At 73.2% G+C, this 24,477-nt stretch carries 18 protein-coding genes and 1 pseudogene; 14 read left to right on the top strand and 5 right to left on the bottom strand.

Going from position 1 to position 24,477, the window contains the following annotated elements:
• Window positions 1-454: 454 nt before the first annotated feature.
• Complete coding sequence (locus IF37_RS46130; protein WP_030750928.1) at window positions 455-3,412, bottom strand: hypothetical protein; 2,958 nt, start codon at window positions 3,410-3,412, stop codon at window positions 455-457.
• Window positions 3,409-5,247: an HSP90 family protein gene (locus IF37_RS0132530; RefSeq protein ID WP_030750925.1), complete on the bottom strand. Its 1,839-nt coding sequence runs from the start codon at window positions 5,245-5,247 to the stop codon at window positions 3,409-3,411. The genes IF37_RS46130 and IF37_RS0132530 overlap by 4 nt, the downstream gene beginning before the upstream one ends.
• A 196-nt stretch (window positions 5,248-5,443) precedes the next feature.
• Between IF37_RS0132530 and recG the strand changes: the two genes are divergently transcribed.
• The 8 genes from recG (at window position 5,444) to mutM (ending at window position 12,759) form a co-directional block, all read left to right on the top strand.
• Window positions 5,444-7,651, top strand: a complete 2,208-nt coding sequence (gene recG / locus IF37_RS0132525) for an ATP-dependent DNA helicase RecG (protein WP_030750922.1) — start codon at window positions 5,444-5,446, stop codon at window positions 7,649-7,651.
• An 82-nt stretch (window positions 7,652-7,733) separates the two neighbouring features.
• Window positions 7,734-8,321 carry a 16S rRNA (guanine(966)-N(2))-methyltransferase RsmD gene (gene rsmD / locus IF37_RS0132520; protein WP_030750920.1) on the top strand — a complete coding sequence of 196 codons (588 nt, stop codon included), beginning with the start codon at window positions 7,734-7,736 and terminating at the stop codon, window positions 8,319-8,321.
• 26 nt (window positions 8,322-8,347) lie between these two features.
• Window positions 8,348-8,827, top strand: coding sequence for a pantetheine-phosphate adenylyltransferase (gene coaD, locus IF37_RS0132515; RefSeq protein ID WP_030750916.1), 480 nt, complete (start codon window positions 8,348-8,350; stop codon window positions 8,825-8,827).
• Between the two features lie 57 nt (window positions 8,828-8,884).
• Window positions 8,885-9,943, top strand: a complete 1,059-nt coding sequence (locus tag IF37_RS0132510) for an ATP synthase F0 subunit B (RefSeq protein ID WP_052845494.1) — start codon at window positions 8,885-8,887, stop codon at window positions 9,941-9,943.
• A gap of 203 nt (window positions 9,944-10,146) precedes the next feature.
• A complete protein-coding gene (locus IF37_RS0132505) occupies window positions 10,147-10,800 on the top strand; it encodes a DUF177 domain-containing protein (protein WP_030750909.1) in 654 nt (217 codons plus the stop codon).
• A 2-nt stretch (window positions 10,801-10,802) separates the two neighbouring features.
• On the top strand, window positions 10,803-10,976 hold the full coding sequence (gene rpmF / locus IF37_RS0132500) for a 50S ribosomal protein L32 (protein WP_003951102.1): 174 nt from the start codon (window positions 10,803-10,805) through the stop codon (window positions 10,974-10,976).
• A gap of 8 nt (window positions 10,977-10,984) precedes the next feature.
• Window positions 10,985-11,806, top strand: a complete 822-nt coding sequence (gene rnc / locus IF37_RS0132495; RefSeq protein WP_253915916.1) for a ribonuclease III — start codon at window positions 10,985-10,987, stop codon at window positions 11,804-11,806.
• A gap of 92 nt (window positions 11,807-11,898) precedes the next feature.
• Window positions 11,899-12,759 carry a bifunctional DNA-formamidopyrimidine glycosylase/DNA-(apurinic or apyrimidinic site) lyase gene (gene mutM / locus IF37_RS0132490; RefSeq protein WP_030750900.1) on the top strand — a complete coding sequence of 287 codons (861 nt, stop codon included), beginning with the start codon at window positions 11,899-11,901 and terminating at the stop codon, window positions 12,757-12,759.
• Here the strand turns inward: mutM and IF37_RS0132485 are convergent.
• Entirely contained in the window at window positions 12,732-13,127 is a 396-nt protein-coding gene (locus IF37_RS0132485; protein ID WP_030750897.1) for a helix-turn-helix domain-containing protein, read from the bottom strand. The genes mutM and IF37_RS0132485 overlap by 28 nt on opposite strands.
• A gap of 168 nt (window positions 13,128-13,295) precedes the next feature.
• Here IF37_RS0132485 and IF37_RS0132480 point away from each other — a divergent pair, with 168 nt between their 5' ends.
• Entirely contained in the window at window positions 13,296-13,880 is a 585-nt protein-coding gene (locus IF37_RS0132480) for a flavodoxin family protein (RefSeq protein WP_030750894.1), read from the top strand.
• Between the two features lie 296 nt (window positions 13,881-14,176).
• The gene (locus IF37_RS0132475) at window positions 14,177-15,040 is read left to right on the top strand and encodes a hypothetical protein (protein ID WP_158727429.1); all 864 of its coding nucleotides are present in this window, start codon (window positions 14,177-14,179) and stop codon (window positions 15,038-15,040) included.
• Window positions 15,041-15,117: 77 nt separating this feature from the next.
• Here the strand turns inward: IF37_RS0132475 and IF37_RS0132470 are convergent, their stop codons facing one another.
• Window positions 15,118-16,320, bottom strand: coding sequence for a CAP domain-containing protein (locus tag IF37_RS0132470; RefSeq protein WP_253915915.1), 1,203 nt, complete (start codon window positions 16,318-16,320; stop codon window positions 15,118-15,120).
• Between the two features lie 391 nt (window positions 16,321-16,711).
• On the opposite strand from IF37_RS0132470, the gene IF37_RS0132465 reads away from it, so the two are divergent.
• The 4 genes from IF37_RS0132465 to IF37_RS0132450 all read left to right on the top strand — a co-directional run bounded on the left by IF37_RS0132465 (window position 16,712) and on the right by IF37_RS0132450 (window position 23,300).
• A complete protein-coding gene (locus tag IF37_RS0132465; protein ID WP_030750885.1) occupies window positions 16,712-16,993 on the top strand; it encodes an acylphosphatase in 282 nt (93 codons plus the stop codon).
• A gap of 380 nt (window positions 16,994-17,373) precedes the next feature.
• Window positions 17,374-17,577: a hypothetical protein gene (locus IF37_RS0132460; protein ID WP_030750882.1), complete on the top strand. Its 204-nt coding sequence runs from the start codon at window positions 17,374-17,376 to the stop codon at window positions 17,575-17,577.
• Window positions 17,578-17,822: 245 nt separating this feature from the next.
• Window positions 17,823-21,641 carry an AAA family ATPase gene (locus IF37_RS0132455; protein ID WP_030750879.1) on the top strand — a complete coding sequence of 1,273 codons (3,819 nt, stop codon included), beginning with the start codon at window positions 17,823-17,825 and terminating at the stop codon, window positions 21,639-21,641.
• A gap of 240 nt (window positions 21,642-21,881) precedes the next feature.
• Window positions 21,882-23,300, top strand: coding sequence for a sugar porter family MFS transporter (locus IF37_RS0132450; protein WP_030750876.1), 1,419 nt, complete (start codon window positions 21,882-21,884; stop codon window positions 23,298-23,300).
• Window positions 23,301-23,471: 171 nt separating this feature from the next.
• Here IF37_RS0132450 and IF37_RS40000 read toward each other — a convergent pair.
• A pseudogene (locus IF37_RS40000) lies at window positions 23,472-24,444 on the bottom strand (LLM class flavin-dependent oxidoreductase).
• Between the last annotated feature and the right edge of the window lie 33 nt (window positions 24,445-24,477).

Below are 24,477 nucleotides of genomic sequence, written 5' to 3'. Positions count from 1 at the left end.
CCTGGCCTCCGGTCCTCCCGGCGCCCGGCCGTTCCGGCGCCTGGCTGTCCCGGCATCCGGCCGTCCCGGCGCCCCGCCCCTCTGGCGTCCGGCCCTTCCGGCACCCGGCTGTCCCGGCGCCTGGCTGTCCCGGCACCCGGCCGTCCCGGGGCCTGGCCGTTCCGGCGCCCGGCCGGCCGTCGAGGGCCGTGGGCGCCGCACAGTGCGGGTCGCCACTCGCGTGGCCGGGTGGCCGGGGGCCGGTGTGTGGGTGCCGTGGGTGGCGGTGGGCGGTGGGGAGTGTGCGGTGTTTTCGGCCGGGGTGGGGCCGGGGCCGTCTCCTTCGGTGTCCGTGCGTCTCCGGGGCGAGCCGGTGCGCGGGTGGGCGTCCCGGGGCCGTGGGCGCCGCTCGCGCGGCCGGGGGCCGGTGCGTGGGGGCCGTCGGTCGTGGTGGGCGGCGGGAGTCCGCGGGGGCTCAGTGCCGGTCCGCGTCCGTCCCCTCCCGGGCCGCCGTCAGCACCCGGGTCGCCTCGTCCCGTCGTGACCGGACCGTGTCGTCCCCGTCGTCGGCGCCCGCGTAGGCCGCGAGCACCGCACGCGCGCGTGCCGCCGCCCGTTCCGGCCGGCCGAGGTCGGCCTCCAGCCGGGCCGCGTCCAGTTCGGCGCCGGTACGGTCGTGCAGTCCGGCCGCGCCGAGCCCGGCGAACACCGCCACGGCCCGGGACATCCGCTCCAGCGCCGCCTCCAGCCCGGCCCGGACCGCCGCGTCCCCCGGCTCCTCGGTCTCCGCCACCGCCACCCGGGTCAGCAACTGCGCGAACTGCCGGTGCGTGCCGCCCAGTTCCGCCGCCAGCTCGGCCCGCTCCGGGTCCTCGGCCGCCGCCAGCGCCGTCTCGCACTCCCGCACCGCCCGCGCCATCAGCGCGCGGGCCTCCGCCGTCCCGGCCGGGTCGTCCAGCGCCAGCCACGCGCGGGCGCGCAGCGAGCGGACCAGGAACGGGGCGTTGCCGAGTGCCTGCCACAGGTCGCCCGCGCGCGCGTAGGCCCGGCCCGCCTCCGCCGCCAGTCCCGCGTTGCCCAGCGACTCGGCGGCGAGGTGGGCGAGCGTGGCGTGGTCCTGCTGCTCCGGCCAGTGCCGGGCCAGGTCGGCGGCCTGGAGCCGCTGCTCGGCCGCGGCCCGGTGCTCACCCAGCTCGCCCAGGCAGTCCCCGAGCCACCAGCGGGCCTGGACGACCGCCCCGTCGCCGTGCGTACCGGCGCTCAGGTCGGCCAGCGCCGACTCCAGCACCTCGGCGGCCTCCGCGTACCGGCCCAGACGCAGCAGGAAACCCCCCAACTGCTGCCGCGCCCAGGCGCCCAGGGTGGCGCTCTCCCCGGCCTCGTCGGCCCAGTGCGCGGCCTCCAGCGCGTGCTCGGCCGCCTCGCCGGGCGCGTCCAGCGCGCCGAGCACCTCGGCCAGCTGGAGGTGCAGCTGGGCCCGCCCGACCGGCTCCACGTACGGCCCGCCGTGCTCCACGGCCGCCCGCAGCGCCCGCTCCGACCCGGCCAGGTCACCGGCCTGGTGGGCGAGTGCGGCGACCTGTACCTCGTACTCCACCGCGAACCAGGGCAGCCCGGCGGCCACGTACGCGTCGGCGGCCCGCCGGAACAGCTGTGCCGCCCGCTCCGCGTCCCCGGTGAGCCCGGCCAGCTCGGCGCGCATCGCCCGCGCCTCGGCGGTCCGCGCCGCCAGCCGCACGTCGTCCGCGCCCCGCTCCCCGACGAGCGCCCGCACCTCCCGTACGGCCGCCTCCGCGTCCGCGACGGCCCGTGCGACGGCCCGCTCGTCCCGTGCCCCCTGCCCGGCCGCCTCGTGCACCCGCCGCATCAGCACCCGCGCGCGGCTCATCAGCACCGACGCGGTCTGCCGTACCCCGGTGCCCGCGTCGGCGTACAGCGCGAGCGCCTCGTCGTATAGCTCCGTGACCGTGGCCAGGGCCGCGGTGACCTCGCCGGTGAGCGCGCGGACGTACGCCCCGCGCGCGCGGGCCGCCAGCGCTTCCCCGGGGTCGCCCGCAGCCGCATACAGCTCCGCCGCCCGCTCGAACAGGGCGACCCCCTCGGGGCCGCGCGCCATCGCCTCGTGGTCGGCGATCTCCGCGCGGTCGCGCGGCGCCAGCTCGGTGTCCCCGGCGGCCCGCGCCACCGCCGCCCACGCCTCAAGCGCGTGCGGCCGCAGGGACTCCGACAGCCGCCGCGCCTCGGCCAGCAGGGCGGGCAGACCGGCCCCGCCGGGGACGTCCGGCACCGCCGGAGCGGCCACCGGCGCCGGCGCGGGCCGTACGGTCCGCACCCCCAGCGGCAGCCGCTCCACCAGCGGGCGCTGCGCCATCCGCGCGCGGATCCGGTCGCCGACGTCACCGGTGCCGTTGCGGCGGTCGAACCGCCCGGCGAGTTCCATGGCCTCCGCGCGCGCGTGCGCGGCGAGTTCCCGCGCGGTCCAGCTCCGCCCGGCCGGCCCCGGCACCCGCCGCTCGCCCAGCCCCAGCTCGGTCAGCCGGTCCGTCAGCAGCGTCACCACGGCCATGAACTCCAGCCGGCTGCGCGGATGCCCGGTGTCCGTGAAGTACGCCGGCCGCTCGGCCAGCAGCTCCAGACCGCGCGCCTCGTTGCCGGTCAGCGCACAGAACTCCACGTGCTCCGCGAACGCGCTCCGCATGCTCTCCATCGGGCGGACCAGCCGGAAGCCGCGCAGATGGTGCGCGCGGGCCTCGTCCGCGCGGCCGAGCCGCAGCAGCGGGAGCAGCGAGGCGGCCAGCACGGAGTGCGGCTCGTGCGCGCACGCCAGCTCGCCCTCCAGCACCGGCCGCCACAGCCCGAGCGCCGCCGCGTCCCGGCCGCGGCGGACCTGCCAGGTGCCCTGCCCGTGCAGCTCGCACGCCTCGCAGTCGGCCATCTCGTCCCGGTCGGCGGCCAGCCACGCGGCGTACGCCCGCTCCGCGCGCGCGAGGTCACCGATGTGCGCGGCCACGGTGAACTCGGCGCCGCGCACCGCCCGTTCGGAGTGCCCGGCGAGCCGGTAGCGGTGCTCCATCTCGGCGAGCCACTTCTCGACCGAGGCGAGCGGGACGTGCGGCTGGTCCAGCATGCCCGCCGACACCCACTTGAAGACCCAGTGCAGCGTGTGCGCCTCGTAGGCGTCGAAGTCCTCCGGCCGTTCGTCCCACATGCGCAGCAGCCGCGCGAACGGGACGAACATCCTGTCCTTCTCGGAGCTGTAGTTGTAGACCTTCAGCTGGTGCCCGAGCGCCTCGATCACGGCGAGCGGGACGTCCAGCCTCTCGGCCTCCGCCAGCAGGTGCTCCGCGCGCGCGTTGCGGGCCGGCCCCTCCGGCTCCTCGGCGTTCTCCGCCAGCGCTTGGCGCAGCGCGTCGAGGTCCGTGATCCCGCTCATCGCCCGTTCCCCTCCCCGTGGGTCGCCCACTCGAGCAGCCCGATGAACGCCCGGTTGAGCAGCGCCGAGTCGGCGGGCCGCAACGGGCGCCGCGCCATCAGCAGCGCCTGCCCGTACAGCGACTCGGTCGCGGTGCCGATCAGCTCCGGATCGCCGAGCGCGCCGATCCGCCGGACCAGCGGATTGAGCTGGTTGAGCACCAGACGCGCGCGCGGGGCGCTGCCGCGCAGCGACCCCAGGATGCCCGCCCACAGGTCGTCGGCCCGCTCCTCGGCCTCGGCCCGGGCCTGCTCGTGCCGGGCGGAGCGGTCGTCCAGGTGCAGCGCGGGCACGGACAGCGGGTGGAACGCCCGCAGCACGACGTCACAGCCCAGCGGGTCGAGCCTCGCCCTCGCGGCGGCCAGGAACCCGGACAGCGCCAGCTCCTCGCCCGGGTCGACCGCGTCCAGGTGCGCGGTCACGGTGTCCGCGTCCAGCTCGGCGACCACCGTCCCCGGCCGCACCGACGGCAGCGCCTCGACCAGCTCGCTGTCGTAGGTGTAGCCGCCGTTGACCACCCCGACGCCCTGTGCCGAGGCGATCGGCGCGACCTGCCGGTACTCCTCGACCGTCCGCGTGAAGTGCACCACCGGGTGCCGCCGCGCGAACTCCTCCAGGGAGATCCGCCCGTCGGTCGTCTCGAACGGCAGCCACGGCAGCATCGTGCGCAGCATCTCCCGGTCGTGCCGGGCGAGCGACTTCACGCCCAGGTGGTGCACGGCGAGGAAGGCCGACAGGCGCTCCGGGTCGCCGGCCGCGAGCCCGGTGAGCCAGGACCTGATCCGCTCGCCGAGCGCGTCCCGGACGGCGGCCAGGGTCTCGTCCTCGTACAGCGACTCGCGCGAGGCGGTGGGCCGCAGACTGTCGGTGTCCAGCACGCAGCGCACGAAGAACGCCCAGTCCGGCAGGAGTTGTTCGGCCCGCTCGGTGAGCAGCATGCCCTTCAGGTGCACCCGGTGGGTCGCCCGCTGCGCCGGACTGACCGCCGACGGCAGCACGTACGCCACCCCGCGGATGCCGGCCAGCGGCACGCGCAGGTCGATCGAGTCCAGCGGGGTGAACCCGAACAGCTCCCGGCAGTGCCGGGCCAGCGCCGCCCGCCGGTCCGCCGGCCCGGGATGGGCGCGGTCCCAGGGCGCGGGCAGCTCGGTGACCGGCTCGTCGCCGACCCGGACGTCGTACGGCAGCAGGGAGCCGAAGTCCCGGGCCAGGTCGCGGACCCGCTCGGGCGCCAGCCACTGGGCCGCCCCGGCCCGCGCCGTCAGGTACACGGTCGTGCCCGGCTCGGGCCGGGCGGCGGCGGGCAGCGTCCGCACGGTGTACGACCCGTCGTCCCGGGCCGTCCACTCGACGGGCGGGGCGTCCGGTGTACGGGCGCTGCGGCTGACGACCCTGATCCGCTCGGCCACCAGGAAGCAGGCGAGCAGCCCGATGCCGAACTGGCCGAGGAAGTCCGACCGGGCCTGCGCCAGGCTTTCGGCCCGCTTGGAGCTGCGGCCGATGGTCGCCAGCAGGCCGTGCACGTCCGGTTCGGTGAGCCCGACACCGGTGTCCTCCACCCGCAGCTCGCCGTCCACCGGGTACAGCCGCACCCGCGCCGGGGCGTCCGGCTCGGCGGCCCGCCGGGCGGTGACGGCGTCCACGGCGTTCTGCAACAGCTCGCGCAGGTAGACCCGGGGACTGGAGTAGAGGTGATGGGAGAGCAGGTCCACCAGACCGCGCAGGTCGACCTGGAAGCTGTGGGACGGGGGAGGCGACTGGGATGCCGGGGACGGCTGTGAGGTCTGGGAGTCCATCGTCACTGCGCCGGAGGCGGTGCGGGCGGCGCGGGGTCGGGCGGTCCCGGCGGGGCGGTGACCGCGAAGGATGGCCGGAGCGCGTCATCCTAGGCCCGGATCATCCTGCCTGACCAGGAGTTTCCCTGATGTTTACGGCATCTCGCGGGGAACCGGCAGGGCGGCGGCTACGGCATTGTCAGTGCCGTGGTGTGCAATGGTTCGCGTGCCCGCACTGCAAGAACCGCTCAAGAAGGTGCTCGGCCCCGCCACCGCGAAGGTGATGGCCGAGCACCTCGGCCTGCACACCGTCGGCGACCTGCTGCACCACTACCCGCGCAGATACGAGGAGCGCGGCCAGCTCACCCACCTCGCCGACCTCCCCATGGACGAGCACGTCACGGTGGTCGCCCAGGTCGCCGACGCCCGGCTGCACAGCTTCGCCTCGGCCAAGGCCCCGCGCGGCAAGGGCCAGCGGCTGGAGGTCACCATCACGGACGGCAGCGGCCGGCTCCAGCTCGTCTTCTTCGGCGCCGGCGTGCACAAGCCCCACAAGGAGCTGCTGCCGGGCACCCGCGCGATGTTCGCCGGCAAGGTCTCCGTCTTCAACCGCCGCCTCCAGCTCGCCCACCCCGCCTACGAGTTGCTGCGGGGAGAGGGCGAGGAGACCGTCGAGACCTGGGCCGGCGCCCTCATCCCGCTCTACCCCGCCACGGCCAAGCTGGAGTCCTGGAAGATCGGCAAGGCGGTCCAGACGGTGCTGCCCAGCGCTCAGGAGGCCGCCGACCCCCTCCCGGACTCGCTGCGCGACGGCCGCGGCCTGCTCACCCTCCCCGAGGCCCTGCTCAAGATCCACCGCCCGCACACCAAGGCCGACATCGACGACGCCCGCGCCCGCCTGAAGTGGGACGAGGCGTTCGTCCTCCAGGTCGCCCTGGCCCGCCGCCGGCACGCCGACACCCAGCTCCCGGCCGTCCCCCGCGCCCCCCGGCCCGACGGCCTCCTCACGGCCTTCGACGACCGCCTCCCCTTCACCCTCACCGAGGGCCAGCGCAAGGTCTCCCGCGAGATCTTCGACGACCTCGCCACGGCCCACCCGATGCACCGCCTGCTCCAGGGCGAGGTCGGCTCCGGCAAGACCATGGTCGCCCTGCGCGCCATGCTCGCCGTGGTCGACGCGGGCGGCCAGGCGGCCATGCTCGCGCCCACCGAGGTCCTCGCCCAGCAGCACCACCGCTCGATCACCGAGATGATGGGGGACCTGGCCGAGCCGGGCATGCTGGGCGGCGCCGAGCACGCCACCAAGGTGGTGCTGGTCACCGGCTCGATGGGCACGGCGGCCCGCCGCCAGGCCCTGCTCGACCTGGCCACCGGCGAGGCCGGGATCGTCATCGGCACCCACGCCCTGATCGAGGACAAGGTCCGGTTCCACGACCTCGGCCTGGTGGTGGTCGACGAGCAGCACCGCTTCGGCGTGGAGCAGCGCGACGCCCTGCGCGGCAAGGGCAGGCAGCCCCCGCACCTGCTCGTCATGACGGCGACGCCCATCCCGCGCACGGTCGCCATGACGGTCTTCGGCGACCTGGAGACCTCGGTCCTGGACCAGCTCCCGGCCGGCCGCTCCCCGATCGCCAGCCATGTCGTCCCGGCCGCCGACAAGCCCCACTTCCTGGCCCGCGCCTGGGAGCGGGTGCGCGAGGAGGTGGCGGGCGGCCACCAGGCGTACGTGGTCTGTCCCCGCATCGGCGACGAGGAGGACGACCCCGAGAAGGCCGGGAAGAAGAAGACCCCCGAGGACGAGGCGGAGAAGCGCCCGCCGCTGGCCGTGCTGGAGGTGGCCGGGCAACTGGCCCGGGGCCCCCTCGAGGGCCTGCGGGTCGAGGTCCTGCACGGCCGTATGCACCCCGACGACAAGGACGCCGTGATGCGCCGCTTCGCGGCCGGCGAGACGGACGTCCTGGTCGCCACCACCGTCATCGAGGTCGGCGTCAACGTCCCCAACGCCACCGCCATGGTCATCATGGACGCCGACCGCTTCGGCGTCTCCCAACTGCACCAGCTGCGCGGCCGGGTCGGCCGTGGCTCCGCCCCCGGCCTGTGTCTGCTGGTCACCGAGATGCCCGAGGCCAGCGCGGCCCGCCAGCGCCTGAACGCGGTCGCCTCCACCCTCGACGGCTTCGAGCTGTCCCGCATCGACCTGGAACAGCGCCGCGAGGGCGACGTCCTCGGCCAGGCCCAGTCCGGCGCCCGTTCCAGCCTGCGGGTGCTGGCCGTCATCGAGGACGAGGAGGTCATCGCGGAGGCGAGACAGGAGGCGGCGGCGGTCGTGGCGGCCGACCCGGAGCTGACCGGTCTCCCGGCCCTGCGCACCGCCCTGGACGCCCTCCTGGACGAGGACCGGGAGCAGTACCTGGAGAAGGGGTGAGGACCGGCGCCCCGCGAGGGGCGCGGGGGACCGCGCGACCAGCCACAATGAACGTAAAGTCGCCCATGAAGAAGGACCACACATGACCCGCGTGATCGCCGGCCGGGCCGGCGGACGGCGCCTCTCGGTACCTCCCGGCACCGGCACCCGCCCCACCTCGGACCGCGCCCGCGAAGGTCTCTTCTCCACCTGGCAGTCCCTCCTCGGCGGCCCCCTGGACGGCGAACGGGTCCTCGACCTCTACGCCGGCTCGGGCGCCGTGGGCCTGGAGGCACTCTCCCGGGGCGCGGGCCACACCCTGCTGGTCGAGGCGGACGCCCGCGCCGCGCGAACCGTCCGGGAGAACGTGCGGAACCTGGGCCTGCCCGGCGCGGAGGTCAGAGCGGGCAAAGCGGAACAAGTCATCCGGACCGCACCCCCCGCCGACCCGTACGACCTGGCCTTCCTCGACCCGCCGTACGCCGTCACGGACGACGATCTTCGCGAGATCCTGCTCACACTCCGGACGGAGGGCTGGCTCGCGGCGGATGCCCTCGTCACCGTGGAGCGCAGCACCAGAGGCGGCGAATTCCACTGGCCGGACGGCTTCGAGGCGATCCGGTCCCGTCGCTACGGCGAGGGAACGTTTTGGTACGGTCGCGCCGCCTCTATGTGCGAAGACGCACGATGACCGGACCGGAGAGCGAGGGATCACAAGTGCGCCGTGCCGTCTGTCCCGGGTCGTTCGACCCGATCACCAACGGACACCTCGACATCATCGCCCGAGCCTCCCGTCTCTACGACGAGGTCTATGTCGCGGTGATGATCAACAAGGCCAAGAAGGGCCTGTTCGAGGTCGAGCAGCGGATCGAGCTGATCCGCGAGGTCACCTCCGAGTACGCCAACGTCCGCGTCGAGGCGTTCCACGGCCTCCTCGTCGACTTCTGCAAGCAGCGCGACATCCCCGCCATCGTCAAGGGCCTGCGCGCCGTCAGCGACTTCGACTACGAACTCCAGATGGCCCAGATGAACAACGGGCTGTCCGGCGTGGAGACGCTGTTCGTGCCGACCAACCCCACCTACAGCTTCCTCTCCTCCTCCCTGGTCAAGGAAGTCGCGACCTGGGGCGGCGACGTCTCCCACCTGGTGCCGGCCGAGGTCCTGCGGGCGCTGAACGAGCGTCTCGCGAAGGGCTGATGGGGCTACAGTCGTCCCGTCCGTCTCCAACCCGGCTGTAGAGAGTGGCGAGCACAGGTGGACGTGCAGAAGAAGCTCGACGAGATCGTCTCCACGGTCTCCGGCGCCCGGTCCATGCCCATGTCGGCGTCGTGCGTGGTCAACCGCGCTGAGCTGCTCGCGATGCTCGAAGAGCTGCGCCAGGCGCTGCCCGGCTCCCTCGCCCAGGCGCAGGAGCTGATCGGCGACCGTGAGCAGATGGTCGAGCAGGCCCGGCAGGAGGCCGACCGGATCATCGAGAGCGCGCACGCCGAGCGCGGCTCGCTGATCTCCGGCACCGAGATCGCCCGCCGCTCCCAGGCCGAGGCCGACCGGATCCTCGCCGAGGCCCGCAAGGAGGCCGAGGAGGTCCGAGCCGAGGCCGACGACTACGTCGACTCCAAGCTCGCCAACTTCGAGGTCGTCCTCACCAAGACCCTCGGCTCGGTCGGCCGGGGCCGCGAGAAGCTGCTCGGCACCGGTCCCGGCGTGGACGAGAACGGTTACGAGGACGAGGACGCCCCCGAGCGCAGCCACGACCCGGAGACCCTGCGGCACAACGCCGACCAGTACGTGGACGCCAAGCTGGGCGCCTTCGAGGCGGTCCTCGCCAAGACCCTCCAGGCCGTCGGCCGCGGCCGGCAGACGCTGCACGGCCGGATCGCCACCGACGACCTCGGCGCCCTCGCCGACGACACCACGACCTTCCAGCACTCCAGCGACGCCGACTACCTCGCCGACCTCGCGGCCCTGGCCGAGGGCGACCGCGCGGACCGGCGGCAGCCGGAGCGCCAGGAGCCGGCCCAGCCGTCGTACGAACCGCAGCCCGCCTACGGCTACGACCAGCAGCCGGACCCCTACGCGAACTTCCCGCAGCAGCCGCAGTACGCCCCGCAGCAGGACCCGTACGGCTACCAGCAGGCCGAGCCCTACGCCTACCAGGGGTACGACGCGCAGCAGGGCGCCTACGACCCCCAGCAGGCCCACCAGCCCCAGCAGACCCAGCCGCAGCAGCCCCAGCACCAGCCGGAGCAGCAGCCCCGGCCGGGCTACGCCCTCGACGAGACGACCACCCGAGTACGCCCAGTACGCGGGTGATCCTCCGCCTTGCGATGCACCGCACCGGACGCCGCGGCCTGATCCGACCTGATCCAAACGAAACCCCCCTGGGCCGGGCACCGGATTGGGCGCTGAGCGAAAGGTCCAGTATCCTGGCTCTTCGGTCGCGCGTATCTCCGCGATCACCGCTGCCCGGAACACCGACGGGCGGCGTCCCTCCGAGTTCGAGATCGAAAGCAGGAATGGCTTCCAACGCCCGCCTCGACCACCGCAACCCCCTCGTGTTCGACACGCACGAGCTGGGTCGGCGTCCTGGCGCGCTCCAGCGCCTGACCCGCACGATCGACGCCCCCCGGGACCTCGGTATCCAGGGAGTCATCGGAGTGCCGGAAGGCGCCCCGCTGGAACTCGAACTCCGACTCGAGTCGGTCATGGAAGGGGTGCTCGTCACAGGCACCGCCCGTGCACAGGCCGAGGGGGAGTGCGTAAGGTGTCTGGAGCCGGTCGAGCTGGAGCTCGAAGCGGACTTCCAGGAACTGTTCTCGTACCCTGACGCCGACGACCGGGGCCGCGTGATCGCGGAACCGGGCGACGACGCCGAGGACGACGAGGACAGGTTCTTCCTCGAGGACGGACTCTTCGACCTCGAACCTCTGCTGCGCGATGCGGTGGTGCTCGCACTGCCGATGCAGCCGGTGTGCCAGGAAGGCTGCCCGGGCCTGTGCTCCGAGTGCGGAGCGCGGCTCGCGGACGACCCGGACCACCACCACGACGCCGTCGACATCCGTTGGGCGGCTTTGCAGGGACTCGCCGGTTCACTCGAAGACGGCGAGAAGGACGAGATGAGCGGCGGCGCGCCTCAGTCAGCACGCGCCGACGAGAAGCAGGAGAAGTAGCCGTGGCTGTTCCGAAGCGGAAGATGTCGCGCAGCAACACGCGCCACCGCCGGTCGCAGTGGAAGGCTGCGGTCCCCACCCTGGTTGCGTGCGAGCGCTGCCACGAGCCCAAGCAGCAGCACATCGCGTGCCCGTCTTGCGGCACCTACAACAAGCGCCAGGTCCTCGAAGTCTGAGCGGGCTGGTGAGAGGCACTGTGTCCACGGCGAAGAAGAACTCCTCCCGCGTGAGCGGGGGTGGCCCGGCGGACCACCAGGCCTCGTCCCACACGCTTCTGGAAGGGCGGCTCGGCTACCAGCTCGAGTCCGCCCTTCTGGTGCGTGCGCTGACCCACCGTTCCTACGCGTACGAGAACGGCGGTCTGCCGACGAACGAGCGGCTGGAGTTCCTCGGGGACTCCGTGCTCGGTCTCGTCGTCACGGACACGCTGTACCGCACCCACCCCGACCTGCCCGAAGGCCAGCTGGCCAAGCTGCGGGCCGCGGTGGTCAACTCGCGTGCGTTGGCGGAGGTCGGACGTGGCCTCGACCTGGGCGCCTTCATCCGGCTCGGCCGGGGTGAAGAGGGCACGGGCGGCCGGGACAAGGCATCCATCCTCGCCGACACCCTGGAAGCGGTGATCGGCGCGGTCTATCTCGACCAGGGCCTCGACGCGGCCTCCGAACTGGTGCACCGCCTGTTCGACCCGCTGATCGAGAAGTCCTCCAACCTGGGCGCCGGCCTGGACTGGAAGACATCCCTACAGGAGCTGACCGCCATCGAGGGACTCGGCGTACCCGAGTACCTGGTCACGGAGACGGGCCCCGACCACGAGAAGACCTTCACTGCTGCCGCCCGCGTCGGAGGCGTCTCGTACGGCACCGGCACCGGCCGCAGCAAGAAGGAGGCGGAGCAGCAGGCCGCCGAGTCCGCCTGGCGGTCCATCCGGGCCGCGGCGGACGAGCGCGCCAAGGCGGCCGGGGAGGCCGCCGCCAAGGACGGCGACCCGTCGTCCGCCACCGCCTGAACGAGCAGCACACGAGCGCCCGCCCCGTCGGCCACGTCGGGGACGGGCGCTCGGTTCATCCACCGGTCCGTACGCGTCCCACGGGGGTTCCGATGCCCGAGTTGCCCGAGGTCGAGGTCGTCCGGCGCGGTCTCGAGCGCTGGGTCGCCCACCGGACCGTCGCCGAGACCGAGGTGCTGCACCCGCGTGCCGTGCGCCGGCACCTCGCCGGACCCGACGACTTCGCGCACCGGCTGAAGGGCCACCACATCGGCACGCCCAAGCGGCGCGGCAAGTACCTGTGGCTGCCGCTGGAGGAGACGGACCAGTCGGTCCTGGCCCACCTCGGCATGAGCGGCCAGCTGCTGGTCCAGCCGCACGACGCGCCGGACGAGAAGCACCTGCGCATCCGCGTCCGGTTCGCCGACACCCTCGGCACCGAACTCCGCTTCGTCGACCAGCGCACCTTCGGCGGGCTGTCGCTGCACGACAACACCCCCGACGGACTGCCCGACGTCATCGCGCACATCGCCCGCGACCCGCTGGACCCGCTCTTCGACGACGAGGCGTTCCACCAGGCGCTGCGCCGCAAGCGGACCACCGTCAAACGCGCCCTGCTGGACCAGTCGCTGATCAGCGGGGTCGGCAACATCTACGCGGACGAGGCCCTGTGGCGCGCCCGCATCCACTACGAGCGCCCCACGGCCCACTTCACCCGCCCGGTCACGGCGGAACTCCTCGGCCACATCCGCGACGTGATGAACGCGGCCCTCGCCGTCGGCGGCACCAGCTTCGACAGCCTGTACGTCAACGTCAACGGCGAGTCCGGCTACTTCGACCGGTCCCTGGACGCCTACGGCCGTGAGGGCGAGCCCTGCCGCCGCTGCGGGACGCCGATGCGTCGCCGCCCCTGGATGAACCGGTCCAGCTACTTCTGCCCGAAGTGTCAGAGGGCGCCGCGCGCCTCGTCGTAACGCGCGCGGGAGGCGAGGACGTCGTCCATCGCGCCCTCCACGCAGTGGATGAGCGCCAGCAGCCGCTCGGCGACCTGGCGGCCCAGGGGCGTCAGCCGGTAGTCCACGCGGGGCGGGTTGGTCGGCTGGGCCTCGCGGTGCACCAGGCCGTCCCGCTCCAGCGCGTGCAGCGTCTGGGAGAGCATCTTCTCGCTCACCCCGTCCACGCGCCGGCGCAGCTCGTTGAAGCGCAGCGACCCCTCGTACAGCGCGCCGAGCGTCAGCCCGCCCCAGCGCCCCGTGACGTGCTCCAGGGTCCCGCGCGACGGGCACGCCTTGGCGAAGACGTCGTACGCGAGGCCGTCGTGGTCCTGGGTGGCGGAGCTCATGGCACCAGGGTACGCCCGCACAGCGCTACCCACCAGGTTGCACTAGCTACAAGTTAGTGCTTTCCTGAAGTTAGTGCTGCCCGAGCGGCTCCGCGCCGAGCCGCTCTTCCCGCCACCCGTTCCGCCTTTCCACCTTCCGGCCCTTCCGGCCTGTTACAAGGAGTCCCCATGACCACGCCCGTGGTGTCCATCGCCTACCACTCGGGCTTCGGCCACACCGCCGTCCTCGCCGAGGCCGTCCGGGCCGGCGCCGCCGAAGCGGGTGCCGAGGTGCATCTGATCAAGGTGGACGAGATCACCGACGAACAGTGGGCGACGCTGGACCGTTCCGACGCGATCGTCTTCGGCTCGCCCACCTACATGGGCACCGCGTCCGGCGCCTTCCACACCTTCGCCGAGGCCACCTCCAAGCGCTGGTTCGGCCAGGACTGGAAGGACAAGCTGGCCGCCGGCTTCACCAACTCGGCCTCCAAGAGCGGCGACAAGCTGCACACCCTCCAGTTCTTCCAGACGCTCGCCGCCCAGCACGGCATGCACTGGATCAACCTCGGCCTGCTGCCCGGCTGGAACAGCAGCACCGCCTCCGAGAACGACCTCAACCGCCTCGGCTTCTTCGCCGGCGCCGCCGCCCAGAGCAACAACGACCAGGGCCCCGAGGGCGTCCACAAGGCCGACACGGCCACCGCCGAGCACCTGGGCCGCCGGGTGGCGGAGACGGCGCGGGTCTTCGCGCACGGGCGCGCCGCCGCGTAGCGGAGCCCGGCCGCCGCACCCGCCCGACGGCCGCCGTCGGCCGGCGTCCGGCGCCCCGTCCGGCACCCCCGCACGAACCGGAGACGGTCCGTGCGGGGGTGCCGTCGTGTGGTGGGCGCCCCTGGGGCATCGGCCGTCGGATGGAAACGGCTACCCCGTCCGGGGCAACCATCCGTTCGCCCCGGTAGCCGTCGACGGCCGGCGAGGGCACATCAACTCCGCTCCCCGAGATGCGGCGCCCCGACCCAGGTGCCGGGAGCACCCCGCGATTCCCGGACTTCCGAAGGAGCAGGTCCATGTTGACTCGTATGCCGTCGGCACTCATCGCGCAGGCCATGTGTGCCGGAGCCGTCGCGACGGTCGTGGCCACCGCCACCCCCGCGGCGGCCCAGACCGACGTCCCGTGCAGCGCCGCTGCCCTGGCCGGCGCCATCTCCACCGCCAACGCCCTGGGCGGCGGGGCCCTGCGGCTGTCGCCGGGCTGCGTCTACGGGCTCACCACGCCGTTGCCGGCCATCACCAGCACGATCAGCATCGACGCCCGGAACAGCACCATCACCCGGGTTTCCGCGGCCGGCTTCGGCATCCTCTCGGTCAGCCCCAGCGGCAACCTCGCGATCACGAAGGTCACCATCACCAACGGCGACGCGCCCGACTTCGGCGGCGGCATCGCCAACCGCGGCAGGCTGTCGGTGACCGACAGCGCCATCCGCAACAACCACGCCAACTTCTCGGGCGGGATCGGCGGCGGCTCGGGGACCGTCACCCGCATCGAGGGGACCTCCATCATGAACAACACCGCCAACGTGAACGGCGGCGGTGTCGCCAACGACGGGGTCATGACCATCCTCGGCAGCCGGATCATCGGCAACACCGCCGTCAACGGCGCCGGCGGCGGCGCGGCCAACGACGGGACCCTCCAGATCACCAGCACCAACGTGAACGAGAACCGGGCCCACCGCGCCGGAGGCGTCGCCAACTTCGGCGGCGGTACGACGGTCATCACGTCCAGCAACGTCAACTCCAACGTCGCCGACGTGGCCCCCGGCGGTGTCCTCAACACCGGCGGACTCGTCGTGCTGAACGGCAGCCGGGTCAACGGCAACACGCCGACCAACTGCGCAGGCAGCGACGTCCCCGTCCTGAACTGCACGGGCTGACCCCTGCCGAGCCCGTACGGCAGACCCCGTACGGCAGACCCCGTACGGCAGGAACCGGCGCCCTCCCGGCGGTGGCCTCAGTACCCGAAGTCCTGCGTCCACCAAGGCCCGCCCGGGCCGAAGTGGACGCCGACACCCAGGGTCTTGAAGCCGCAGTTCAGGATGTTGGCGCGATCGCCCGGGCTGCCCATCCAGGCCGCTGTCACCGCCGCCGCGCCGGACTGGCCGCGGGCGATGTTCTCGCCGCCGAGGCCGGTGACACCGGCCTCGGCGGCCCGGTCCCACGGCGTCCTGCCGTCCGGATCGGTGTGACCGAAGAAGTCCCGCGCGGCCATGTCGTCGCTGAACGCCCCGGCCAGCCCGGTCAGCGAGGAGTTCGCCGCGAGCGGGCTGCACCCGGCCTTCGCGCGCTCGTCGTTGACCAGCTTGAGCACCTCGGCCCCGGCGACGGCCTCCCGCGACACCGCCCCCGACGCGGAGCCCGACTCCGGCGCCTTGGTGGCTGTGCGGGAGGGGGTGGGGGAGGGGGTCGCCGTTCGGGTCGGAGTCGTCGACCGGGACGGGGTGGGGGTGGGGGAAGGGGTAGGGGGCGTGGCCGTCCGGGACGGGGCGGGCGTGCGGGACGCGGTGGCCTTCGGCTCGCTCGGCTTGGGGGACGGCTTGGGCGGCTTGGCGGGCGCCGAGGACTTCGGGGGCTTCGAGGGCTTCGCGGACGTGGAAGCGGACGGCTTGGTGGGCGCCGGGGTCTTCGAGGGCGCCGAGGGCTTCGCGGGCGCGGCGGACGTGCTCGGCTTGGCGGACCTGGTCGGCTTGGCGGAGCTGCTCGGCTCGGCCGGCTCGGCCGGCTCGGCCGGTGCCGGCCGCTGGGTCTTCGGTGCGGGCCGCTGGGTCTTGGGCGTCGGTCGCTGGGTCCGCGGTGTCGGCCGCTCGGTCTTCGGTGCGGGCTTCTCCGCGGCCTTCCTCGACGGAGTCCGGGCGGCGGACGCCGAGGTCCGGGCGGGGGCGGGGGCGGAGGGGGAGGCGGACGCGGGGGCCGAAGGACGGGCGGACCCGGTGGAGCCCGCCGTAGGGGTGCCCACACCGGTGTCGGCGCTGCCCGAGGTGCCGCCCTGCGGCCTCGCCGTGTCGCTGATGGCGTCCGTCGCCGGCACCTGCTCCCCGCCGGTGGCGTGCGTGGCGCCGTCGAGCCGGTGGTGCCCCGGACCCGGCAGCACGCCCGTGCCCACCGCGGCCGCGCCGACGGCGACGGCGACCGAGACCCCGAGCAGGGTCGTACGCACCGGACGTGCGGTTTTGGCCCGTCGCGGGCCTTCGGGAGACGGCCCGCCGTCCCCGGACAGCGGGCGTTCCCCCGCGGACGGGTGCCCGGGTGCGTCGCCCCCGGCGCCGGAGCCCTGCGTGTGCGTGTCCTCCGTGGCGCGGCCCGTGGCGGCGCGGCCGGCGGCGGAGCGTCGGTGGCGTCCCATGCCCTTGCCCTCTTCCTGGTACTTCCTCGTGCGCGCGGTCGACCCGGTGCCCGTGCGGCGAGGGATTCGCCGCCGAGTGACTCCCATCGATCAACCCGACCCACTCGATCGAGTGGGTTTTATGCGATTCGACGGGTCCGGACCGTACCTGAATTCGCCGTGGGGCGACGTGTCCGAAGAAACACCGGCCGGTTAGGTTGCAGCCATGAGTGAGGATGTACGACTGATCGCCTGGGTGCGCGGACACGTGCAGGGCGTGGGATTCCGCTGGTTCACACGCGCCAAGGCGCTGGAGATCGGCGGACTGAGTGGTTTTGCTCTCAATTTGGCCGACGGCCGGGTCCAGGTGGTCGCGGAGGGGGCGCGGGAGGGCTGCCAAGGACTGCTGGACTGGCTCCAGGGCAGCGACACGCCCGGGCGTGTAGACGGTGTCACCGAGATCTGGGACACACCGCGCGGCGGGTACGACGGCTTCGCCATCCGCTGATCCGTCCCGCCCGGCTCCCCGGCCCGGGGGGCGGCGAGCTGCCAGGGGCATGTGCGGAAAGCGGAAACGCCCTGGTGGTTGCCAAGACGGGCGCGGCATGGCAGGCTCCGCTGGTACTGCTGGTCGCCACGCCCTGAGGGCCCGGAGGAGTCGCAGCGCAGCCGTTTCGAAGGCCGCGCGCCCCGGTTCGCCCCCCAATACAGGGCGTGATCGTGTTGACCGTCAAACTTTTTGGTGAGACGCTGAAAGCCCCGCGCACCTTAGCTGTTTGGCATGGAGCAGCACCTAAGCACCACCCGGATGTGCCAAGCACCGCGGGTGCGAATCCCTCACGACCCACACCGCATCGGTCGGTCACTCATTGTGGAGGACCATCCATCATGGCAAAGGCGCTTCTCGGTTACGTCGGCGGCTCCGACCCTCGACTCCTCGCCGAGATGCGACGGTTGCAGCAGCGTGTCCAGGACCTGGAATCGGAGCTGGTGCGAATCCAGGCGGAGAACGAAGCTCTGTCGACTGCCGCCTCTCAGGAGAGGATCATGGAGAGCATCGACGCACACCAGGCGGAGCCTGCGCTCACCTGATCACTGCATCGCTCCACAACAGCAGTCGCAGTGAATCGGGCTGCCCGTATCAACCGCTCAGTTGATCCAACCGACTGCAACCCGGTCGGCAGAATTGCAAGGGACGCTTCGGCGTCCCTTCTTTCTTTCCCCCACATCCTTTCACTTCCTTCAACGTCTGGTGTGCCCTGCCTGTTCAATGGCGAAACCGAGCGCTTGCGGGGGTTCATGGAGTGGGATAGCGGCGGCGGGTAGAGTCCAGCGGCGTGCACCTCAAGGCCCTGACCCTGCGCGGCTTCAAGTCGTTCGCCTCCGCGACCACACTCCGTTTCGAACCGGGGATCACCTGTGTCGTCGGCCCGAACGGCTCCGGCAAGTCCAATGTCGTGGACGCGCTCAGCTGGGTCATGGGCGAGCAGGGCGCCAAGTCGCTGCGCGGCGGCAAGATGGAGGACGTCATCTTCGCCGGCACCACCGGCCGCCCGCCGCTCGGCCGGGCCGAGGTGTCCCTGACCATCGACAACTCCGACGGGGCGCTCCCCATCGAGTACGCCGAGGTCACCCTCACGCGGATAATGTTCCGCAACGGCGGCAGCGAGTACCAGATCAACGGTGACACCTGCCGTCTGCTGGACATCCAGGAACTCCTCTCCGACTCCGGCATCGGCCGCGAGATGCACGTCATCGTCGGCCAGGGCCAGCTCGACTCCGTGCTGCACGCCGATCCCATGGGCCGCCGCGCCTTCATCGAGGAGGCGGCCGGAGTCCTGAAGCACCGCAAGCGCAAGGAGAAGGCGCTCCGCAAGCTGGACTCGATGCAGGCCAACCTCTCGCGGGTGCAGGACCTCACCGACGAGCTGCGCCGCCAGCTCAAGCCTCTGGGCCGGCAGGCCGCGGTGGCGCGCCGGGCCGCCGTCATCCAGGCCGACCTGCGCGACGCCCGCCTGCGCCTCCTCGCCGACGACCTCGTCCGGCTGCGCGAGGCCCTGCGCGCCGAGATCGCCGACGAGACGGCCCTGAAGGAGCGCAAGGAGACCACCGAGCGGGAGCTGAGGCAGGCCCTCCAGCGCGAGGCTCTGCTGGAGGACGACGTGCGCCGGCTCACCCCGCGCCTCCAGCGCGCCCAGCAGACCTGGTACGAGCTGTCCCAGCTGGCCGAGCGCGTGCGCGGCACCATCTCGCTGGCCGACGCCCGGGTCAAGAGCGCCACCTCGGCGCCCCCCGAGGAGCCGCGCGGCCGGAACCCCGAGGACCTGGAGCGCGAGGCCGCCCGTGTCCGGGAGCAGGAGGCCGAGCTGGAGGCCGCCCTGGAGGCGTCCCGGCGGGCACTGGACGACCTGGTCGCCCACCGCGCCGAACTGGAGCGGGAGCTGGCCGCCGAGGAGCGCGGGCTGAAGGACGCCGCCCGCGCCATCGCCGACCGCCGGGAGGGCCTCGCCCGGCTGAGCGGACAGGTCAACGCGGCCCGCTCGCGCGCCGCGGCCGCCCAGGCCGAGATCGACCGGCTGGCCATGGCCCGCGACGAGGCCCGGGAGCGCGCGGTCCACGCCCAGGAGGAGTACGAGGCGCTGAAGGCCGAGGTCGACGGCCTCGACGCCGGCGACGCCGACCTGGCCGGACAGCACGAGACGGCCAAGCGGCTGCTCGCCGAGGCCGAGGCCGCCCTGGCCGCGGCCCGCGAGGAGGCCACCGCGGCCGAACACCGGCGCGCCGCGACCCGGGCCCGCCACGAGGCGCTGGCGCTGGGCCTGCGCCGCAAGGACGGCACCGGGATACTGCTCGGCGCGCGTGACCGCCTCACCGGCGTCCTCGGCCCCGCCGCCGAACTGCTGACGGTCGCCCCGGGCTACGAGACACCGCTGGCGGCGGCCTTCGGCGCGGCGGCGGACGCGATCGCCGTGACGTCCCCCGCGGCGGCGGCCGAGGCGATCGGACTGCTGCGCAAACAGGACGGCGGCCGAGCGACCCTCCTCCTGGCCGGAGCCCCCGCCGAGCCCCTGTCCGGCGCCGGAGCCCCCGCCGCCCCCGCGTCCGACGGGGGAGGGGCGGCGTTCCGCAGGGGCGGGGGAACCGACGTACCCGCCCTCGCCCTACCCGTGTCCGACGACCATGGGCCGGTGCCCCGCGGGGACGCGGGCAACGGCGTGGCCGGCCGCCACGAACCCGTGGGCCGCCGCCACGAACCCGTGGCAGACCGGCACCCCGGCACCCCTCGCCCCGGCACGCCCCACCCCGGACCCGCTCATCCGGGAACCCCGCGTCCCCGCCCCACCGGCCCCGGCACCCCCCTCTTCGCCGCCGACCTCGTCCGCGGCCCCGCCGAACTCCTCTCCTCCGTCCACCGCCTGCTGCGCGACATCGTGGTCGTCGACACCCTGGAGGACGCCGAGGCACTGGTCTACGCCCACCCGGAGCTGACCGCCGTGACCGCCGAGGGCGATCTCCTCGGGGCGCACTTCGCGCACGGCGGCTCCGCCGGCGCCCCGAGCCTGCTGGAGGTGCGGGCCTCCGTCGACGAGGCCGCCGCCGAGCTGGCCGAGCTGGCGGTGCGCTGCGAGGAGCTGGCCCGGGAGCAGCGGGCGGCGGACGGCCGGCGTATGGAGGCCGCCGCCCTCGTGGAGGAGGTCGGGGAGCGGCGCCGGGCGGCCGACCGGGAGAAGTCGGCCGTGGCGCAGCAGCTGGGCCGGCTGGCCGGACAGGCGCGGGGCGCCGCCGGCGAGGCCGAGCGGTCGGCCGCCGCGGCGGCCCGCGCGCAGGAGGCGCTGGAGAAGGCCGTGCGGGAGGCCGAGGAGCTGGCCGAGCGGCTGGCCGTGGCCGAGGAGCTGCCGGTGGAGGAGGAACCGGACACCTCCGTGCGCGACCGGCTCGCCGCCGACGGGGCCAACGCCCGGCAGACCGAGATGGAGGCCCGCCTCCAGGTCCGTACGCACGAGGAGCGGGTCAAGGGGCTCGCCGGACGGGCCGACTCGCTGGACCGGGCGGCCCGCGCCGAACGCGAGGCACGCGCGCGTGCCGAGCAGCGCAGGGCCCGGCTGCGGCACGAGGCGGCCGTCGCCGAGGCCGTCGCCTCCGGTGCCCGGCAGCTGCTCGCGCATGTCGAGGTCTCCCTCGCCCGCGCCGAGCGGGAGCGCTCCGCCGCCGAGGCCGGCAAGGCGCGCGGCGAGCGGGAGCTGGCCGCCGCCCGTTTCGCCGGCCGCGAACTGAAGGCCGAGCTCGACAAGTTGACGGATTCGATGCACCGGGGCGAGGTACTGGGAGCGGAGAAGCGGCTGCGCATCGAGCAGCTGGAGACGAAGGCGCTGGAGGAACTGGGTGTCGAACCGGAGGGGCTGGTGTCGGAGTACGGACCGCACCAGCTCGTGCCGCCCTCGCCCCCCGCCGACGGCGAGCGGCTGCCGGCGGACCCGGAGCACCCGCGGAACCGGCCCCGCCCCTACGCGCGCGCCGAGCAGGAGAAGCGGCTCAAGGCGGCCGAGCGGGCGTACCAGCAGCTGGGCAAGGTCAACCCGCTGGCGCTGGAGGAGTTCGCCGCGCTGGAGGAGCGGCACAAGTTCCTCAGCGAGCAGCTGGAGGACCTGAAGAAGACCCGTGCCGACCTGCTCCAGGTGGTGAAGGAGGTCGACGAGCGCGTCGAGCAGGTGTTCACGGAGGCGTACCGGGACACCGCCCGCGAGTTCGAGGGCGTCTTCGGACGGCTGTTCCCCGGCGGCGAGGGCCGCCTGGTGCTGACCGACCCCGACAACATGCTGACCACGGGTGTGGACGTGGAGGCGCGTCCGCCGGGCAAGAAGGTCAAGCGGCTCTCCCTGCTCTCGGGCGGCGAGCGCTCGCTGACCGCGGTGGCGCTGCTGGTGTCGATCTTCAAGGCACGGCCGAGCCCGTTCTACGTCATGGACGAGGTGGAGGCCGCGCTGGACGACACCAACCTCCAGCGGCTGATCCGGATCATGCGGGAGCTCCAGGAGGCGTCGCAGCTCATCGTGATCACGCACCAGAAGCGCACCATGGAGGTGGCGGACGCCCTCTACGGCGTGTCCATGCAGGGCGACGGCGTGTCGAAGGTCATCTCCCAGCGGCTGCGCTAGCGCCTTCGGGAGATCAACTACAAGATCATCTCACTCTGTGTTCAGTTCTTGAAGGCGGAGTGACGGGGCCTATCTGAAAACTCACATCAGTTGAAGTATTGACTTCGAAACTTGAAGGCATAGTCTCTGCAACGTTGCTTTTACCTTCAGGTGTGAGCGGCGTGATCATGTGCGCCACTGGAGACCTGGAAGGGCTCGCCCCCCCACCCGGCAGCGTTGCCGCGGCCCGAGGAGATACACGTGACCAGCACAGCGCAGGCGCCTCAGTCAGGAGCCAGATCGACTCATCCCGAGCATCTCGGGCACGTCATCTTCATCGCGGCGGCCGCCGCCATGGGCGGCTTCCTCTTCGGTTACGACAGCTCCGTCATCAACGGCGCCGTCGAGGCCATCCGCGACCGCTACGACATCGGCTCCGCGGCCCTCGCGCAGGTCATCGCCATCGCCCTGATCGGCTGTGCCATCGGTGCCGCCACCGCCGGCCGCATAGCCGACCGGATCGGCCGCATCCGCTGCATGCAGATCGCCGCCGCCCTCTTCACCATCAGCGCCGTCGGCTCCGCACTGCCGTTCGCACTGTGGGACCTCGCCTTCTGGCGCATCGTCGGCGGCTTCGCCATCGGCATGGCCTCCGTCATCGGCCCCGCCTACATCGCCGAGGTCGCCCCGCCCGCCTACCGCGGCCGGCTCGGCTCCTTCCAGCAGGCCGCGATCGTCGTCGGCATCGCCATCTCCCAGCTCGTCAACTGGGGCCTGCTCAACGCCGCCGGCGGCGACCAGCGCGGCAAGCTGATGGGCCTGGAGGCCTGGCAGGTCATGCTCGGCGTGATGGTCGTCCCGGCCGTCCTCTACGGCCTGCTGTCCTTCGCGATCCCCGAGTCCCCGCGCTTCCTGATCTCCGTCGGCAAGCGTGAGCGCGCCAAGGAGATCCTCGCCGAGGTCGAGGGTGAGGGCACCGACCTGGACGGCCGCGTCGCCGACATCGAGCACGCGATGAAGAGCGAGCACAAGTCGTCCTTCAAGGACCTGCTCGGCGGCTCCTTCTTCTTCAAGCCGATCGTCTGGGTCGGTATCGGCCTGTCGGTCTTCCAGCAGTTCGTCGGCATCAACGTCGCGTTCTACTACTCCTCGACGCTGTGGCAGTCGGTCGGCGTCGACCCGTCGGACTCGTTCTTCTACTCCTTCACGACCTCGATCATCAACATCGTCGGCACCGTGATCGCGATGATCTTCGTGGACCGCATCGGCCGCAAGCCGCTGGCCCTCATCGGCTCCGTCGGCATGGTCGTGGGTCTCGCGCTGGAGGCCTGGGCGTTCAGCTACCACCTGGTCGACGGCAAGCTGCCGAGCACCCAGGGCTGGGTCGCCCTGATCGCCGCCCACGTGTTCGTCCTCTTCTTCGCCCTGTCCTGGGGCGTGGTGGTCTGGGTCTTCCTCGGCGAGATGTTCCCGAACAAGATCCGCGCCGCCGCCCTCGGTGTCGCCGCGTCCGCGCAGTGGATCGCCAACTGGGCCATCACCGCGAGCTTCCCGTCGCTGGCCGACTGGAACCTGTCCGGCACGTACGTGATCTACACGGTGTTCGCCGCGCTCTCCATCCCGTTCGTCCTGAAGTTCGTCAAGGAGACGAAGGGCAAGTCCCTGGAAGAGATGGGCTGACACCCCCCAGTCCCGAGGAGTCGGGCCAAGTCCCCGCTGCCCTTCTCCTCGTACCATCCGCCGCCCCCGGCCCGGTCACTGCCCGGACCGGGGGCGGCGGTCTGCTGTACGTGGGGCACCGGACCGGGGACAGCGGTCCGCTGTGCGCGGGGCACCGCGGGACGCCGCCGCTCAGTGCCCCAGCGCCGGCACCACCCGCTCCGCGAGGAGCCGGAGGCTGCGCCACCCCTCCGCCACCGGCATCCCGCCCGCCGGCGGATGCAGCACCAAGGCGTCCAGGCCCCGCGCCACGCACTGCTCGGGCGTGACGATCCGGTACACGCCCTCGGCGCGCAGCTCCGCCACCGTCGTGGCCGCCGACCGCACCGCCGAGCGGACCCCGCCCGACTGCCACGCGGCGTAGGTCCGGGCCTCGTGCAGGAGGTGCCCGCCGTACTCGGCCCACGCCCGGTCCGGGTCCTCGGCGAGGTGGAGCAGCGGGGTCTCCGCGGCCGGCGTCATCGTCCAGCCCTCGGTGCCGTACTCGCCGAGCCGCTCCTGGTAGTACGGCCTCCAGCTCCGGCAGGTGCGCGCTCGGGAAGAACGGCAGGCCGAACCGGGCGGCCCGGCGGGCGGCGGCCCTGGAGGAGCCGCCGACCAGCAGCAGGGGGTGCGGATCGGTGTACGGCCGCGGAGTCAGCCGCACCCTGCGGCCCCGGTAGGTGAACTCCTCGCCGGTCCACGCCGCCAGCAGCGTCCGCAGCAGCTCGTCCTGGAGCCGGCCGCGCCGGTGCCAGTCGACGCCGAGCAGGGCGTACTCCTCGGGCCGGTACCCGATCCCGGCCACGGTCACCAGGCGCCCGCCGCTCAGCAGGTCCAGTACGGCGATGTCCTCGGCCGGCCGCAGCGGGTCGTGCAGCGGGCCGATCGCCGCCGACACCGTCACCGTGATCCGCCGGGTCGCCCCGAACACCGCGCCCGTGAAGACGAACGGCGACGGCAGCCAGTTGTTCTCCGCGCCGTGGCGCTCCTCGGTCTGCACGGTGTCGATCCCGTGCTCGTCCGCGTACGCGGCCATCTCCAGCGCGGCCCGGTGCCGGGCGGAGAGGGCGGCGGGACCGGCGCCGGGCGCGACGAGGTTGAAACGGACGACCGTGACGGGCATGGAGAAGTCCCCCTCCGGTGCGGTGCGGTGGAG

This window comes from Streptomyces sp. NRRL S-31 (assembly GCF_000718775.1).
Taxonomy (GTDB): Bacteria; Actinomycetota; Actinomycetes; order Streptomycetales; family Streptomycetaceae; genus Streptomyces.
This window is presented reverse-complemented; position numbering and strand designations above follow the sequence as displayed.